Source organism: Streptomyces sp. TG1A-60 (assembly GCF_037201975.1).
Taxonomy (GTDB): domain Bacteria; phylum Actinomycetota; class Actinomycetes; order Streptomycetales; family Streptomycetaceae; genus Streptomyces.
On record NZ_CP147520.1, the window covers coordinates 1,166,013 to 1,182,945 of the forward strand.

14 protein-coding genes are annotated in these 16,933 nt (G+C 69.7%); 5 read left to right on the top strand and 9 right to left on the bottom strand.

What is annotated here, in order from left to right:
• Positions 1-629: 629 nt before the first annotated feature.
• The 4 genes from WBG99_RS04515 (at position 630) to WBG99_RS04530 (ending at position 4,591) form a co-directional block, all read left to right on the top strand.
• Entirely contained in the window at positions 630-2,057 is a 1,428-nt protein-coding gene (locus WBG99_RS04515) for an RICIN domain-containing protein (RefSeq protein ID WP_338895086.1), read from the top strand.
• An 865-nt stretch (positions 2,058-2,922) separates the two neighbouring features.
• Positions 2,923-4,023, top strand: coding sequence for a Gfo/Idh/MocA family oxidoreductase (locus WBG99_RS04520; RefSeq protein WP_338895087.1), 1,101 nt, complete (start codon positions 2,923-2,925; stop codon positions 4,021-4,023).
• Positions 4,016-4,381: a DUF6807 family protein gene (locus WBG99_RS04525; RefSeq protein WP_338895088.1), complete on the top strand. Its 366-nt coding sequence runs from the start codon at positions 4,016-4,018 to the stop codon at positions 4,379-4,381. Before WBG99_RS04520 ends, WBG99_RS04525 begins: the two co-directional genes overlap by 8 nt.
• Before the next feature lie 12 nt (positions 4,382-4,393).
• Positions 4,394-4,591 (top strand): DUF6807 family protein, encoded by a 198-nt coding sequence (locus tag WBG99_RS04530; protein ID WP_338900211.1) that lies wholly within the window; start codon positions 4,394-4,396, stop codon positions 4,589-4,591.
• 523 nt (positions 4,592-5,114) lie between these two features.
• Here WBG99_RS04530 and WBG99_RS04535 read toward each other — a convergent pair.
• The 8 genes from WBG99_RS04535 to WBG99_RS04570 form a co-directional block, all read right to left on the bottom strand.
• A complete protein-coding gene (locus WBG99_RS04535) occupies positions 5,115-6,527 on the bottom strand; it encodes an NAD(P)/FAD-dependent oxidoreductase (RefSeq protein WP_338900212.1) in 1,413 nt (470 codons plus the stop codon).
• A gap of 285 nt (positions 6,528-6,812) precedes the next feature.
• On the bottom strand, positions 6,813-7,658 hold the full coding sequence (locus WBG99_RS04540; RefSeq protein ID WP_338895089.1) for an inositol monophosphatase family protein: 846 nt from the start codon (positions 7,656-7,658) through the stop codon (positions 6,813-6,815).
• Between the two features lie 142 nt (positions 7,659-7,800).
• Positions 7,801-9,693, bottom strand: coding sequence for a gamma-glutamyltransferase (locus WBG99_RS04545; RefSeq protein WP_338895090.1), 1,893 nt, complete (start codon positions 9,691-9,693; stop codon positions 7,801-7,803).
• Between the two features lie 468 nt (positions 9,694-10,161).
• Positions 10,162-10,959, bottom strand: coding sequence for a transposase (locus WBG99_RS04550; protein WP_338895091.1), 798 nt, complete (start codon positions 10,957-10,959; stop codon positions 10,162-10,164).
• Between the two features lie 57 nt (positions 10,960-11,016).
• Positions 11,017-11,232, bottom strand: a complete 216-nt coding sequence (locus WBG99_RS04555; protein WP_338895092.1) for a hypothetical protein — start codon at positions 11,230-11,232, stop codon at positions 11,017-11,019.
• A 121-nt stretch (positions 11,233-11,353) separates the two neighbouring features.
• Positions 11,354-12,751: a condensation domain-containing protein gene (locus tag WBG99_RS04560; protein ID WP_338900213.1), complete on the bottom strand. Its 1,398-nt coding sequence runs from the start codon at positions 12,749-12,751 to the stop codon at positions 11,354-11,356.
• Positions 12,752-13,412: 661 nt separating this feature from the next.
• A complete protein-coding gene (locus WBG99_RS04565) occupies positions 13,413-13,757 on the bottom strand; it encodes a hypothetical protein (RefSeq protein ID WP_338895093.1) in 345 nt (114 codons plus the stop codon).
• Positions 13,758-14,340: 583 nt separating this feature from the next.
• Complete coding sequence (locus WBG99_RS04570; protein ID WP_338895094.1) at positions 14,341-14,493, bottom strand: hypothetical protein; 153 nt, start codon at positions 14,491-14,493, stop codon at positions 14,341-14,343.
• 141 nt (positions 14,494-14,634) lie between these two features.
• Between WBG99_RS04570 and WBG99_RS04575 the strand changes: the two genes are divergently transcribed.
• Positions 14,635-15,309, top strand: coding sequence for a hypothetical protein (locus WBG99_RS04575; protein ID WP_338895095.1), 675 nt, complete (start codon positions 14,635-14,637; stop codon positions 15,307-15,309).
• A 43-nt stretch (positions 15,310-15,352) separates the two neighbouring features.
• Here WBG99_RS04575 and WBG99_RS04580 read toward each other — a convergent pair whose 3' ends face one another.
• Positions 15,353-16,918 (bottom strand): NCS1 family nucleobase:cation symporter-1, encoded by a 1,566-nt coding sequence (locus WBG99_RS04580; RefSeq protein WP_338895096.1) that lies wholly within the window; start codon positions 16,916-16,918, stop codon positions 15,353-15,355.
• Positions 16,919-16,933: the final 15 nt, after the last annotated feature.

The window sequence follows — 16,933 nt, forward strand, 5'->3', positions numbered from 1 at the left end:
CTGCAGCCGAGCCGACTCGGCGCTCGCCAGGCATTCGGTTCGTGCGGAGCCGAGCAGGGCGCCGAGCCGGACAGGTCTCCGCCGCCCGGACGCAGGCCACACCTAACGGCGCGGACGCGAGGTCCGCCGCCCGAAAGCCTCGCCGCTCAGCGCGGCACAGGCGGGGGCACCACAGTGACAGCCTTGCCAAGACGGCCTCCTCGTAACAGCGGTGCGACCGTGCCGGCATTGCTGTGCGGTCACATCACCGACGCGTCGAGGCCCCACGACGATGCTCGTCGGCGGTGCCTGCTCAGTGGTAGGAATCACCGGGAAAGATGCGGAGCCCGACAACTGCAGAGGCAAGGTAGTGATCGATCACCCTTAGGGTCAAGATGCCTGCGCGTGATCGTTCACCTTTGCTGGGGTCATCGACCTCATAGACGGAGCCGATCCGGCCCCGCTGCGGCCACTACCGGGCCACCACCGGCCACCAACCGCGGTGAACAACCTCGTTCATCCCATTGACACACAAGCATTCCCGCCAGTCTGATGTGCGGCACCGTTGGTTTCAGTCAACTTTTGATTGCTTGTGGTCTGCCGTGTTGCCTTCGTGTTGCGACCGGCACCCCGAAAGTGGAGGCACATCCATGCGCCGCGCCCGGCTCCTGGTCCTCACCCTGTTCATCGCCCTGCTGCCGCAGACGTTTCTGACCGGCAGCGCACACGCGGCGACTGTCACTATCGCAAACGCCACCCAGTTCACCGACACCACGGGTGCGGTGGTACACGCCCACGGTGGTGGCGTGATCAAGGTCGGCTCGTACTACTACTGGTTCGGTGAGAACCGCAACGAGGACAACACCTTCCGGTACGTCTCCGCGTACCGCTCGACCGACCTGAAGAGGTGGGAGTTCAGACGCCACGTCCTGACCCAGGCGACCGACCCCGAGCTGGCCGTCGCCAACATCGAGCGGCCCAAGGTGATCTTCAACAGCACCACCGGCAAGTTCGTGATGTGGATGCACAAGGAGAACGGCAGCGACTACAACCAGGCCCGCGCGGCCGTCGCCGTCTCCGACACCGTCGACGGCGACTACACCTGGCAGGGCAGCTTCCGCCCGCTGGGCTACATGTCCCGCGACATCACCCTGTTCCGGGACGACGACGGCACCGGCTACATGATCTCCGCCGCCAACAACAACCGCGACCTGCACATCTACCGCCTCAGCGCCGACTACCTGACGGTCGAGAGCCGGGTCCAGCTGCTGTGGCCGGGCCAACTGCGTGAGGCCCCGGCGATGTTCAAGCGCAACGGCGTCTACTTCCTGCTCACCTCCGGCGCCACCGGCTGGAACCCCAACCAGCAGAAGTACGCCACCGCCGGCAGCATCACCGGAACCTGGAGCGAGCCACAGAACATCGGCGACTCCACCGCGTACGGCTCCCAGACCACCTACGTCCTGCCCGTGCAGGGCACTTCCGGCACCGAGTACCTGTACATGGGCGACCGCTGGGGCAACTCCTTCGCCCAGAACGTCAACGCCTCCAAGTACGTCTGGCTGCCGCTGGAGTTCCCCACCGACACCAGCATGACCATGGACTGGTCCCCGCAGCTCTCCATCGACACCGCCACCGGCAAGGTCGACGGCGTCGGCGGACCGTGGGAGACCCTCGCCGCCCGCCACAGCGGCAAGTGCGTCGACGTACCGAGCAAGTCCGTGGACAACGGGATCCAGCTGACCCAGTACACCTGCAACGGCGGTCTCAACCAGGCCTGGTGGTTCAAGGACCTCGGCAGCGGCTACGTCCAGCTCATGGCCAAGCACAGCGGCAAGTGCATGGACGTGGCCGACAACTCCACCGCCGACGGCAACAAGATCATCCAGTGGCCCTGCTCCAGCGGCTTCAACCAGCAGTGGCAGCTCCAGGACGCCGGCGACGGCTACGTCCGGCTGGTCTCCCGGCTCAGCAGCAAGTGCCTGGAGGTCAGCCCCGCGTCCGCCACCAACGGCGCCAAGCTGGTCCAGTCCACCTGCGGCGCCGGCACCAACCAGCAGTTCAAGCGCGGGGCCTGACCCACCCGCCCGCCTTCCTGAGCGGAACCCTTCCAGGGCTCTCCCCGGCGAGTCCACGCGCCAACACATGACTGACGACACCAGCAGCTTCATCATTCGGCGGCTGATCGCCGTAAGGGAAGGGGTTGCGGCCGGCGGGCTCCGCGTGAAGAACAGCCAGACGGGACGGGCATACCTGCACAGGACCTCCGCGGGCGAGGTGAAGTGGAACTCAGGAACGCAGGACTCGAGCACGGTCTGGGTGTTTGAACCGAAGTAGGCGGAAACCCCGTCGCGGGGCCATCGGGTCAGCGGGGTGTCCGGTCCGTCGACCGTCATGGCGGCGAGCCGGACACCCTACTGCCGTCCGGGGTTACCTGTGCCTGTGCCTGAGGGCACCGACCAGCGAAGGGTGTTCCTCCACTCGAAACGGCCCGGCCCCCCCGGTAGGGAGGGCCCCGTCGGGCATGCGGCCCGACCTTCGCCTCACTGCGCACCGGCCTTGATCCTTCCGGTGGCATGAGCCTTTCGCAGCCGAATGTGAACGATCACTGCGTAACTCTTGGTCTCAAGGGTGACCGATCACTACGTTCTTGCCCGCTGCCACGTCACGTCGGCGAGCGCCGGGTTCATCCGCGAAGCCGTTGTGTTCAACCGCACCACCGTGAACACCCCTGGTCGCACATCGACGTGCCGGAAAGGGAGACATGGCACGCCCAGGCCAGGGCGTGTTTCGAAAGTAGTGTCGTCTGCCCGAAAGGCAGGCCCGGCGGCGTCTGGGCAGACGGGACTTTCGAAGCACGCCCTAGGGCCCGGTGCCGCGCCCACCGCAGCACCCGAGCCTCTACGAGAGAGCCACATGACTGAGTACAGACAGCCTGTGAGGGTGGCGATCGTCGGTGCCGGAAACATCGCCGACGGCTGCCACATGCCTGCCGTCCAGGCCCAGAACGGCGAAGCCTCCGTCGTCGCGGTCGTCGATGTCGACCGGGAACGAGCCAAGGCCTTCGCCGGCCAATGGGACACCCCGGCCGTCCACGACGACCTGCGGCAGATGCTCCAGGAGGAGCGCCCCGACCTCGTCATCGTCTGCACGCCCCCGGTCGCCCACCGGGAGGCTGTCGTCGCCTGCCTGGACGCCGGGGCGTGGATGTGGTGCGAGAAGCCGCCCACCCTGTCGGTCATCGAGTACGACGCCGTCAGCGCCCACGAGCGCGAGGGCGGCCCGTACGCCTCGTACGTCTTCCAGCACCGGTTCGGTTCCGCCGCCCGAGCCCTGCGGGAGCAGATCCGCACCGGCAGCCTCGGCGCTCCCCTGGTCGGCGTCTGCCACACCCTGTGGTACCGGGACGACGCCTACTTCGACGTCCCGTGGCGCGGCAAGTGGGAGACCGAGGGCGGCGGTCCCACCATGGGCCACGGCATCCACCAGATGGACCTCATGCTGGCCCTGATGGGGGAATGGACCGAAGTCCGCGCCGCCATGGGCACGTTGGCTCGCGACGTGGAGACCGAGGACGTCTCCATGGCCATGGTCCGCTTCGCAGGCGGCGCCATGGTGTCCATGGTCAACAGCCTTCTCTCCCCCGCGAGACCAGCTACCTGCGTTTCGACTTCCCCGAGGCCACGGTCGAACTGTCCCACCTCTACGGCTACGACAACTCCCACTGGACGTGGACCCCCGCACCCCACCGGGCCAAGGCAACGCCCGCCGAGCTGGGGGCACCGCTCGACGACGAGGCCAGTTCGCACGCCGCGCAGCTGCGCGTGCTCCTGCGCTCGCTGCACGCTGGAGAGCGCCCCGAGGCCAGTGGCGACGACGGCCGCCGCGTCCTGGCCTTCATCGCAGCCCTGTACCAGTCGGCGACGACCGGACGCCCCGTCACCCCCGGACATGATCACCCCGGGCACCCCCTTCTACCACTCCATGAGCGGGCGCCTCGACGTGGCCCAGGACAACGCCGACAAGGAGAAGACCGGTGTCTGACACTCACTTCCGGATCGAGCACGACGAGGCCGGGACCGAATTCGTCGTGTCGGCCGCTGGGACGGACCTCGCCACCTACGTCTACCGGCCGGACAGTCCTCTCGAGGAATCCCTTAAGCCGTATCTCTACCCGTTGAAGACCCTCTCCGGTGCGCCCGTGGGTGTCTACCGGCCCTGGGGCCACCGCTGGCACAAGGGCCTGCAGATGACCTGGTCGCACCTGTCCGGCGACAACTTCTGGGGCGGACCCACCTTCGAACCGGGCGCGCCCGGCCACGGCTACGTCTGGCGCGAGAACCACGGCCGACAGGTACACCGCGCCTTCGACCGGCGGAACGACAGCGGCAGCGAGGTGTAGGTCGCCGAAACCCTGGACTGGGTCGCCTCCAGCGACGAGGTGTGGATCGAGGAGACCCGCACCCTTCGCTTCCACAGCGCCGATGTCGACGAGGGGCTCTGGGCGCTGGACTTCACCACCGACCTGACCAACGTGCACCCCCAGCCCCTGCAACTGGGCAGCCCCACCACCCACGGCCGCCCCAACGCCGGCTACACCGGACTCGCCTGACCGCTCCCCCGGGGCGCCATCCAGCCGCAAGGCCGCGCAGAGGTCGACCTCGCCAACCAGCCTGTCGTCCAACAGGGATGGTCGAGAGGGGCACTTGGACGCCGGCGGCTCATGGACAGGACCGACTCCAGGCAGTACACGAAGACGCCGACCGGCATCTCCGTCGCGCTCAGCGCCGGGGACTGCGTTCGTGTCGCGCACCCCGCGGTGACCAGCGGCTGAGCATCTCGGCCGACTGGAGTTACCAACAAAAGTTCGAATCAAGGAAGTGTTTCGGTTGAGGTTGACGCTGTCGGAGGAGGGCGGGAGCGCCGACGCGGCGACCACCCCCGTCTTGTCAGGGATGACGGCGCGCGGACGAGTTCTGCGAGGTCGGCGAGGCCCACGCCAGGCCGTGAGCCGGAGCGCGGTACCGCTCTCCGATCTTCCATGGCGCCAACTTACCCACGTGAGTTGAACATGCACATGAGCAAGCGTGAAGACCTTGGTCTGTTCGTGACTTCGCTCCCCGCGCCGACGAACCTCAGGGTTCCTGCCGCAGCCGCCGCCACACCGCCTTGGCCGCGTTGTGACCCGACATGCCGTGCACGCCGGGGCCCGGCGGGGTCGCCGAGGAGCAGATGAAGACGGCCGGGTGCTGGGTGTGGTACGGGTGGAGCGACAGCTTGGGGCGCAGCAGCAGTTGCAGGCCGGAGGCGGCGCCGCAGGCGATGTCGCCGCCGACGTAGTTCGCGTTGTGCGCGGCGAGTTCGGGCGGGCCGGCGGTGGCGCGGGCAAGGACGCGGTCGCGGAACCCCGGGGCGAAGCGCTCCAGTTGACGCTCGACGGCGTCCGTCAGGTCGCCCGTCCAGCCGTTCGGGACGTGGCCGTACGCCCAGAAGACGTGCTTGCCCTCGGGTGCCCGGCCGGGGTCGACGACGCTGGGCTGCACCGTGATCAGGAACGGTGCGTCGGGCGCCCGGCCGAGCCGGGAGGCCGCGTCGAGGGCCGCGCCGATCTCCGCCTTGCTCGCCCCCACCTGGACGGTGCCGGCGCTGCGCGCCTCCTCGGCGGTCCACGGCACGGGGCCGTCCAGCGCGTAGTCGAGCTTGAAGACACTGGCGCCGTAGCGGTATGACTCGTAGAAGCGGCCGAAGCCCGCGATCCGGGCCAGCGCGGTGGGCGAGGTGTCGAATACGTAGGCGCGGGCGGGCGGCAGGTCGTCGAGGCGCTTGACCTCGTAGTCGGTGTGGACGGTGCCGCCGAGGTCCTTCAGATAGGCGGTGAGCGCGTCGGAGATGGCCTGCGAGCCACCCCGGGCGACCGGCCAGCCGGCGGCGTGCGCGGCCAGTGCGAAGACCAGGCCGACGGCGCCGGTGGCGAGACCGCCGAGCGGGGCGATGACATGGGCGACGAGCCCGGCGAACAGCGCCTTGACCCGCTCGTCCTTGAAGCGGCGCATCAGCCATGTCGAGGGCGGCAGCCCCACGAGGCCGAAGCGCGCGAGGGTGACGGGGTCGCGGGGCAGCGCGGACAGCGGCAGCGACATGAAGTCGCGGGCGAGGGTGTCCCACTTGGGCAGGAACGGCCGGACCAGCCTGCGGTACGGGCCCGCGTCACGCGGACCGAACGAGGCGGCGGTCTCCGCCACCGAGCGCGACAGCACGGCCGCCGAGCCGTCGAGGAAGGGGTGCGCCATGGGCAGCTCGGCGTGCAGCCACTCAAGACCGTAGCGGTCGAGGGGCATCGCCTTGAACGCGGGCGAGTTGACGCCGAGCGGGTGCGCGGCCGAGCACGGGTCGTGGCGGAAGCCGGGCAGGGTCAGCTCCGCCGTGCGGGCACCCCCTCCCACGGTGTCCTTCGCCTCGAAGACGGCCACGGAGAACCCGCGGCGGGCCAGCTCCACGGCGGCCGTCAGGCCGTTCGGCCCCGCCCCCACCACCACCGCGTCGAGCATCGACGGCACGTCCGGACCCCTTCGTCAGCCGTTGGCCACCAGGCGCTGCCGACGGACTCCCGCCCGACGGCAAACCTGCCATCAGGATATGCCCGGCCACCGACAGTGGCCGGCTGCGGATGGACTTTGCCGGATGACGCACCGGTGGTGACGCACCGATCCGGACGAGAACACCTGGTACTGGTTCGAGGCGGGCGACGGCGGAGGGGCGGTTCGGACCCCACGGCATTCGAGGTGATCACGACCCGTTCCGCATCGAACCGGACTCGCGCCCCGACCTCCAGATCAGGCTCCACCCGACAGCAAACCCACCACCCGGCGAGCCGTGGCCGCGTCCCGGGCCGCGGTGAACGGCAGGGCGTTGCCGCCGGTTATCCGGAAGGGCTCGCCGGTCAGGGTCAGGTGGGCTCCGCCCGCCTCCTCGACCAGGAGGAGGCCCGCCGCGTGGTCCCACGCGGCCTCCCAGGAGAAAGCCGTGGCATCCAACCGGCCCCGGGCGACCGCGAGATACTCGAGCCCCGCCGAACCACAGGCGCGCGGGGTGACGCCCTCCGTCCAGAGGCCGAGCAGGGCCTCCTTCTGCTCCGGCGTGGTGTAGTCCGGGTGGGAGGTGGCGATGTCGAGGTCACGGCCGGGGTCGGGTGAGCCGGCGCACAGCGCTTCCCCGTCGAGGGTGGCTCCCTGGCCGCGTATCGCCACGGCGAGCCGGTCGAGGGCGGGCGCGTACGTCCAGGATGCGCGCAGGTCTCCGCCCTGGGCGAGGGCGACGAGGGTGCAGAAGCCGGGCTCGCCGTGCACGAACTGCCGCGTGCCGTCCACCGGATCGACGATCCAGACCGGCGCGTCGCCCCGGATCGCGTCGTACGACACCGGGTTGGCGTGCACCGCCTCCTCGCCGACCACGACCGACCCGGGCAGCAGCGCGGAGAGCGCCTCCGTCAGACACAGCTCGGCCTTGCGGTCGGCGTCGGTCACCAGGTCGTGCGGCCCGCTCTTCTGGTCGACCTCGTGCGCGGCGAGCTGCCGGAAACGCGGCATGATCTCCGCGGCGGCGGCCTTGCGGACCGCTTCCTCGACGTCCGAGGCGTGCCGGGCGAGAAACTCGTCGATGGTTTCGTTGTCTTCGATCATGCCTCCATGACAGCACGTGCCACCGACAATCCCCACCCGGATGGTGTATTCGGGAGGGAATCGCCATGAACACACGGGGCTGACGGGCCCGCTTCGACCGGGGCGAGGCCTCCGCTGCGCGCCCGGGGCCGGTTCCGCCCGTTCAGCGACCGACCGCGTACCCCTGCATCCCGCGCGGATTCGCCGCCGCCGACAGCACGCCGGTCGCCGGGTCCCGTGCGACCGCGCACAGCCGGCCCTCCGACCAGTCGTCGCCGATGATCACGTCGTGGCCGCGGCGGCGCAGCTCCGCGACGACCTCCGGGGGCGTGCGCGCCTCGACGGTGACGCTGCCGGGGCGCATGCCGCGCGGGTGGAAGGAGCCGGGGAAGCTGTCGTTGTGCCAGTTCGGGGCGTCGATCGCGCCCTGGAGGTCGAGGCCGCCCCGGACCTGCGGGCGGAGGGCGACCGCGAGGAAGAAGTGCAGCTGCCACTGGTCCTGCTGGTCGCCGCCGGGCGTGCCGAAGGCCATGACGGGCACCCCGTGGCGCAGCGCGAGCGACGGGGTGAGCGTGGTGCGCGGCCGGCGGCCGGGCGTGAGGGAGTTGGGCAGCCCCTCGTCCAGCCAGGCCATCTGCAGTCGGGTGCCGAGCGGGAAGCCCAGCTCGGGCACCACCGGGTTGGACTGCAGCCAGCCGCCGCTGGGCGTGGCCGCGACCATGTTGCCCCAGCGGTCGACGACGTCGAGGTGGCAGGTGTCACCCCGGGTGCCGCCGTCGGCCGCGACCTCGGGCTCCCCCGGCACCGGCGCCCTCGGGCCCCTGGCGGCGGTGGGTTCACCGACACCTCCGATTCCACCGACACCACCGACACCACCGACTCGCTTCGCGACCGTGGGCTCACCGGCCCCCGGGGGGCTGGAGCCGGGCTCGTCGGTGGCCACGACATGCGCGTGGCGGCTCAGCCTCGGAGCGCGGCCCCCGGGGCTGCCGGGCCGCAGCTCATGCGATGCCGTCCCGTCGACGAGCGCCCGCCGCGCGGTGTTGTACCCGTCGGACAGCAGCTCGGCGAGGGGCACCGGCGCCGCGTCCCCGTACCAGGCCTCCCGGTCCGCCATGGCGAGCTTGCAGCCCTCGACGAGGAGGTGCACGTACTCGGCCGACCCGTGGGCGGGCAGTTCGGGCGGGAGCAGGGCGAGCTGCTGGAGGAGCACCGGTCCCTGGCTCCAGGGGCCCGCCTTGCACAGGGTCCAGCCGTTCCAGTCGTAGGTGGCCGGGGCCTCGTAGGTCGCGGACCAGGCGGCCAGGTCGGCAAGGGCGAGGGTTCCGGTGTGCCGTTCGCCGCTGGTGTCCATGGTGGGCCGCGCGGCCTGCCGGACGAGGGCCTCGGCGATGAAGCCGCGGCGCCACACCTCGCGCGCCGCCTCGATCCGGGCCTCCCGGTCTCCCGCCCCCTCGACCTCGGCGAGCAGCCGCCGCCAGGTCGCGGCCAGGGCCTGGTTGCGGAACAGCCGGCCGGGGCGGGGCACCCGCCCCGCCGGCAGATACACCTCCGCCGACGAGACCCACTCCTTCTCGAACAGGTCCCGCACCGACTCGACCGTCGCCGCCACGTTCTCCACGGGCGCGTGTCCGTCCTCCGCGTATCCGATGGCGTACTTCAGCACGTCGGCGAGATGCCTGGTGCCGTGGTCGCGCAGGAGGAGCATCCACGCGTCGAACGCGCCCGGCACGGCGGCCGCCAGCGGCCCCGTACCGGGCACCAGCTCCAGGCCGAGCCCCCGGTAGTGCTGGACCGACGCCCCGGCGGGCGCCACGCCCTGCCCGCACACCACCCGGACCTCACCGCCCGCCGGAGCGAGGATGATCGGCACCTCACCGGCGGGCCCGTTCAGGTGCGGTTCGACGACGTGCAGGACGAAGCCCGCCGCCACCGCCGCGTCGAACGCGTTGCCGCCGTCCTCAAGGACGGCCATCGCGCACTGCGACGCCAGCCAGTGCGTGGAGGACACCATGCCGAAGGTGCCTTTCAGGGTGGGACGAGTCGTGAATTCCATATCTGACCTCGGTGTTTACGTGTGTCGGTCGGCCCAGAATGGGCCGTGGGGAGCATTTGGAGAGAATGAGCGCGAGGCCATCTCCTCCAGGTAGACCCATTCCCCTCTTTCCTTGCCAGGCTGTTGAGGCCCGATACTGCTGCGCTTGCGAACGTGCACAGCGGATCAGCAGCAACCCGTCTCACGTTCACGGCTTCCACGTCGACATCGAGTCGCAGACCGCCGACGGGCACGCGCGCCTTGATGTACGCATCAACGGCGCCAATGGCATCGTCCTGGGCTACGAGCCTCAGCCTCGATTGGTCAGCGGCTGTGATTGCCTGACCGGGCTATCGATTCGCCCCGTTTGTTCCGCGTGATCGCGGGCGGGGCCTTCGCGTGTCGCTGCGGCGGCGCCGGGGTTCCACGGCACCCGGAGGTCGTGCAGGTCGCTCCTTTCCTTGTCGCGTCGGGCTGCTGGTCTGGTCGTCAGGTGACGGCGGGCAGGGCGGTCAGCCGATGCCAGCAGGTGGTGAACGCTTCTGCCCAGGGCCAGGTCGCCTCGATGCGTAGCCAGCGGCGGCGGGCGTGGTCGGCGAGGCGCGCGGGCAGGTGGTAGAGGCGGAAGCGCATGGTGTCCGGCTCCGCGTCGGCCAGGCCGTCGACATCGTGCAGGGTCAATAGCCTGACCCAGGCGTCGAGGTCTGCGGCGACGTTCGCGGCGAGCACCCAGCCGCGGTTGACTTCCCACGAGGCGGACGGCAGGTTGTCCAGACCCATGGCCTTGTTGGTGCGTACCCGGTCTTCCACAGATGCGTGGGAGCGGTGCAGCACGTCCAGGTACTGGGCGTGGCCGGAGCCGGCGATGCCCCACATGCGGCCGATGTTGGTCGCGGTGATGCAGTAGCGCCAGCCGGTCTTCTTCTCGAAGTCGGTCAGTTTCTTCAGGTGCCGCCGGGTGGGCTTGGCGCGGCGCACGATCAGCCTCATGCCCTGCGGCCAGCCCTCACGGGTGTTCATGCCGGTCAACTCGGCGACGAAGTAGCCCTCTTGGAGACTGCCGTCCTGGTGCACAGAGGTCTCCCAGGCCGCCTCGGGCAGGCGGGCGATGGCCTTCTCGTCGCCCTCGGTGATCTTCCAGCCGACGGTGTAGCGCACCGTGCGCCGCGTGGTGTTCAACGCCTCCAAGTGCTCCAGCAGCCCGTGAGTGGCCCCGGCACCGTCCACCCGCACCAGGATTTCCGCCGTGGAGGAGCCGGGGATCTGGGCGAGGGCCTCGGTGAGCACGTGGATGTGACAACTGGTGGGGGCGACGAGCGGGTTGACGTCGCTGCGAAGGTTCAGTCAGCCGGCGAGGCGAGTGCCGTCTCGGCTGAGTGGCCGCGAACGTGGCACCTTCGCGAGTCGAATGGTGCGGTTCGCCATCACGAGGGTCGCCGTCCCGTCGATCAGTTCGCGCCCGAGTTCGGCTGTGATCTCGTGCGGGTGGACGATTTGGTGGAAGGCAGGAGCAGCGTTGGGGCCGGTCATCGCGGCGAGTGTCACGTTCGGGTCGATCACGGTTGGGCTGTCGAGTGGTCGAGGGGGTGGACACTTCCAGGACCGGCTCGGACTGAGGGGAATCGCCCCGTTGTCCGGCCGTGATCACCACCGCCTGCGGCGATACCGACGTCGGTCCCGGTCAGACGGGCTCGCCGGGGCCGTTCCGGGCCACCGAGAGGATGACCTCCCGCATCTGCTCGACATACAGCCGCATGTTCTTGTAGGCGGTGTCGGTGTCCGGGTAGCGGCCGGCGAAGTACAGCCCCTCGTGGAGCCTGTTGAACCAGGCGCACACCCTGTCCCCGTAGGACACTCTGACCAGGCCGTACGCCTTCAGCTCGGTCCAGCGCTCCGATCCGGGGATACGCCGGGTGTCGATGAACGAGACGATCGAGTACAGGTCGGGCGACGTCGGGCGGAAGTCCGAGCCGAGCAGGCGCAGCACCCGGCTGATGGGCATGCGGGCCATCGGCCTGTTGTCCTGCACCGCGGTGTGCACCATCTCCAGGACGCACCGGAAATCGACTGCCTGTGCCGTGTGAACCTCGATCGGCGCACCGCCGACGTACCAGCCCACGGAGTCCCGCCATTCGGTCTTCGCGCGTGTGTGGAACGGCACGACTGTCCGGAAGACGGGTTCGCCGCCGATCTTGTGGACGACGAGGCTCGTGGCAGCCACGAGGCCGACCGGAACCCCTCCGAAGGGCCGGCATGCCTCGTCGAACGCGGCGATGTCGTCGGCGTCGACGAGCATGTCGTGCATGAGCTTCTGCGTGGGCAGAGCGCCGCCGGGATCCAGGCCGAGATCGACGGGGAAGTTCGGCAGGTCCCCGCCGCACAGGTCGATGAACTCCCGCCAGCGGGCGACGATTTCGTGCGTGTCGTCGATCCGGTCCGCGTCCGCCCGCTCGATTTCGCAGAAGTCCACGTAACTGCCGACCGGTGCCCATTGAATGGGACGGCTCTCGACGGCCGCCGCGCAGAGCTCGTGGATCTCGGCGGGGATCCGTTGGATGGAGTACCCGTCGACGTTGCTGTGATCGAAGGCCATGTACACGCTCGTGCCGTCGTCCCGGACGATCGCTGCGTAGATGAAGTTCGGCCAGCTGAGCGCGTTCGCCGCGACGTCGAAGCGGTCCTGGAGACGCTGCACGAGTCTCCCCACGTCGGAGAACTCGCCGACCACCTCGCGATGAAGTACGACGGCCTCGGCATCGAGCGTGAACCGGCGCAGCTCGTCGCCGGCCCAGCGGAAGCCGCTGCGCAGCGTCTCGTGCCGGAGCGTCCAGGCCCGCAGTGCGTCCTGCAGTACGTCGGGATCGACCATGCCCGGGATGTCGAACGCCGTGCCGAGCCAGGTCGGAACGGACAGGCCGTCCTCGCGCACCGACTTGGCCGTCCGGATGTGCGACTCCTGGACATACGCCGGTGGTCGGGAATCTTCCGGCAGACCGGTCGCTGTCTCGATGGCCTCCTGATCGAGCGTCCACTCGATGAGGAGCCCCGGCCGGGCCTCGCAATGCTGGATGTCGGTCATTCGCACGGCAGGCATCTCCGTTCACATGGGGTGCAGAAGGGCGGTGACTCGGGCCGGACCGTCTCCTCGCCGGCGTCGATGCGGTGCGGGCCTGCCGCAACACCAGCGTGCCCAGGCCTTCACCCGTGCGGCCCGGCGGGATGGAGAAGGGCGGGCGGTCACCGCCGCCGCAGCGCCTGCGCGGGCCGGCAAAGGCGATGACGGCACCCGCCAGGACGAGGGCGGCCGACGCCGAACGGGCGGCTGCCAGCGTCCCGGCCGGTCCCGGAGGCCCGTCGGCGGCGTGGTGGAAGCAGCGCCCGGCCTGAGACAGCCCCGGGCACTTCCTCTTCCGGCGATCTCCTGGTGGTGGGACCGGTTGGACATCGCGTCACCGACCGTTCCCGCGCAGCGAACCGGTCCTCAGCGGCGCCACCAGCCCGCCAGCCTCCGCCACGGCGACGGCCGCCGCCTGTTCTTCCCCCTGTGGTTGTGGGGTGAAGCGCACCGCGAGCACCAGCAGGTGACGGGAGAACAGCGAGCCGGTGCAGGTACGGCTGTCGCGCGATCGGCACTCGGTGTCGGGGCGGAAGGTCCGGGCCGGCAGGTCACACCGGTGTTGCTGGCTCGGATACGGCCGACGCTGTCGTCCCGGCCGAAGCCGCCTTGGTCGGGGCGGCTGTCAGGGGGCGCAGACCGTCATCGTCTCCCCGTCGGCCTGCAGCGTGGCGCACACGCGCGGCACGCGGGGGATAGTGAGGGTGAGACGCTCTTCCACATCGGCGCGCACGGTCTGCTGCAGGTCCAGCAGCACGGTCTCCCCGATGGTGATCCTCGCCCCCACCGTCTTGTCCACGTCACAAACGACCGTGAGGGTGACCGTACTGGTCAGGTCGCCGTCGATCTTCTGGATGCCGACTTGGCAGGGCAGTTGCTGCTGGGGAACAGCCTGCGCGGGCACGGCCGCGAAGAGGGGCGTGGCAGCCAGCACAAGGGTGGCGACTGAACGGAGTACGAGGTGAGACATTTGGTCCTCCCAGGGGGTTGACAGGCCGGGTCAGGGCTCGTCCTGCCCTCGTGGCCACTAAGGAATGTCCCCTTTGCGACATTCAGGAAGATATGATCACGCCCCTGGGGAGCCTGCAACACGGATGCGCCGCCCAGCCGAGACATGGCGGGTTCTCGGCCTGCCGACCCAGCGGCGCCATGGGCCCCCGGCGCCGAAGGACCTCAACTTCGCGGCTCTCCACTGCGCTTACGGCATCGTGCTCAGCAGATCTGCACGGTGCAGCGCATCGGGACGTGGCTGATGACGACGCTCTGGAGCTCGGGAACGAAGAGGACCCAATTGACGTGTGGGCGGTGAGACGACGTGTGGGCGGTGAGACGAGGAGTCAGCGCATGCGCCCCTTCAGCGGCCATCGCAGGCACCCTCGGGTGCAGCGGACCGAGCACTGCCGCGCGACCAGGGGCCCCGCGAGGAGGACGGCGATGGCCGCGGGGCCGACGCTGCTCCCGGGCGGCTCCGGCACGGTCCCGTCGACGCGTCCCGGTCCTGCGGACGGCTGAGGGAACGTGCCGGTGAACGACCCGGTGAGAGGGCCGAGACGTCAGACGGCGAGGGTGCTGCCGTCGAACCGGCTGAGGGTGAACACCGCACCCTCCGGGGTGACTTCCTTCGCCTCGCGCAGCACGCCGATGGCGATCTCCTCACCCAGCCGCACCGCCTCCGTGAAGTCGGTGCGCCAGTGCACATCGGCCATGTTGCGGCCCGTGGCGACGGTGAACCTCGGTCACGGCCCGTGCACAGAGCGAGTTCGCACTTCCGCCCCACAGGCAGTCGTGTGACACTGGCCTACCCCACCGCCCGGCGGTACCGCCGCCTCGACCCCGAGAAGTGCGCTGTGCGTGATCTCCCTCTGCCGCTCGCCCTCACCGCGCGTCTGCTGCCGGTCGCCGTACTCGCCTCCGCCGGCTGGGCGCTGTCGTCCGGTCCGCTGGCCGCGAGCCCGGCCGGGGAGGACTCGGCACGGGAGACCACCGGGTCCGGGCCCTTCCCGACCTCCGAGTCCGCGCCGCCCACGTCGGCCGCGGTCAAGACGTACACGAAGGCGCCCTCGCCCTGTTCCGGCGTGACGACGAAAACGGTCAAGTCCCTTGTTCCGGGCGCGAAGACGGCAGGCAAGGAGATCGCGTCGACCGACGAGTCCGTGCGCCGCACCTGCTCGTGGAACGCGCTCAAGGGCTACGACTACCGCTGGCTCGACATCTCGTACGAGATCCAGCAGTCGGACGACAAGGCCGAGAACACCTACGAGGAACGCACCACGAAGAACAGCGGCGGCGGGGCCGTCCCCGGTCTCGGAGACGAGGCCTACTCCGTGGTGAACCTCACCGCGGAGAGCAAGCAGCAGACACGCGAGGGCGTGGTGTACGTCCGCCTGTCCAACGCCCTGGTGATCGTCACGTACAACGGCAGCGACTTCGAGTCGAAGAAGGCGCCCGGCACGGACGAGATCAACAAGGGCGCCATCAAGGCCGCGAAAGAGGCGGTGGCCGTGCTGGAGGACACCCGGTAAGGGGCACGTCTTCCAGCACGGCCACCGCTCCGGCGATCTGGCGTCAGACGGTCGTCCACTCCTTCTCCGGCGTCCTCTTCCTCTCCCCGGCCATCAGCGCCACGTACAGCAGCATCGACGCGGCCAGGCCCACCGCCCAGCCGTAGTCGGCGAGCGGCTTGAGGAACGGGATGAGGCCGTCGTGCGGGAAGGGCCCCGAGGACACGCCGTCCGCGGAGACGGTCGAGTACGAGCCGCCGACCGCGAGGACACCACCCACGACGAAGGCCACGATCGCGCGCCAGTTCCAGCCGGAGGCGTACCAGTAGCGCCCGCCGGGCGTGTACAGGTCCACGAGGTGCAGAACGGTACGGCGGATGATCCAGTAGTCGGCGATGAGGATGCCGGCGACCGTGCCGAGCAGACCGCCGACCACGCCGAGCCAGGTGAAGATGTAGAACTCCGGCGTGGAGATCAGCTTCCACGGGAAGATCAGGATGCCGACGACACCCGTGATCAGCGCTCCGGTACGGAAGTTGATGAGCTTCGGGGCGAGGTTCGCCAGGTCGTAGGCGGGTGAGACCACGTTCGCCGCGATGTTCACGGAGATGGTGGCGACCAGCACGGTGATCAGGGCGAAGAGGAGCCCGAAGACGTTGTCGGCCTTCGCGGCCAGCGTGACCGGGTCCCAGATGGCCTCGCCGTAGACGGCCTCGGAGCCTGAGGTGACCAGCACGGCGAGGATGGCGAAGAGTGTCATCGTGGTGGGCAGGCCGAGGGACTGGCCCCAGGTCTGTGCCCGCTGGCTGGAGCCGAAGCGGGTGAAGTCGGGGATGTTCAACGACAGGGTGGCCCAGAAACCGATCATGCCCATGAGGGACGGGAAGAAGACCGGCCAGAACTCCGGGCCCCAGCCGAGCCTCGACGGCTGGTCCAGCAGCGCGCCGAAGCCGTCCGCCTTGACCGCGATCCAGATCAGCAGCACGAAGGCGCCGACGATGACGAAGGGCGCGGCCCAGTTCTCGAAGTGCCGCAGGAAGTCCATACCGCGGTAGATGATCGCGATCTGCAGCGCCCAGAAGAGGAGGAAGCACAGCCACAGCGGCCAGGGGTTGCCGAAGAGCAGTCCGGCCTTCTCCCACTCACCGCCGGTGAGCTTGGAGCCCAGGGCGAAGACACCTGAACCGCCGATCCACGTCTGGATGCCGAACCAGCCGCAGGCCACGGCCGCGCGGATCATCGCCGGGATGTTGGCGCCGCGCAGCCCGAAGGAGGCGCGGGCGAGCACCGGGAAGGGGATGCCGTACTTGGGTCCGGCGTGCCCGGTGGCCAGCATCGGCAGCAGCACGATGACGTTGGCCAGGGCGATGGTGAAGACGGCCTGCTTCCAGTCCATGCCGAGGGCGACCAGGCCGGAGGCCAGGGTCCAGCTGGGGATGCAGTGGGCCATGGAGATCCACAGCGCCGCGAAGTTGTACGTCGTCCACTTGCGCTCGGCGACGGGTACGGGGCGCAGGTCCTCGTTGGCGAAGGGACTGTCGGCGGGGAAGGCCTCGGGGGCCAGCTCGACCCGGCCGGACAGGTCGGCGGGCCGGGCTATCGGCGACCCCGTGGGGACTGTTTCGGTCATGGGCAGGCCAATCAA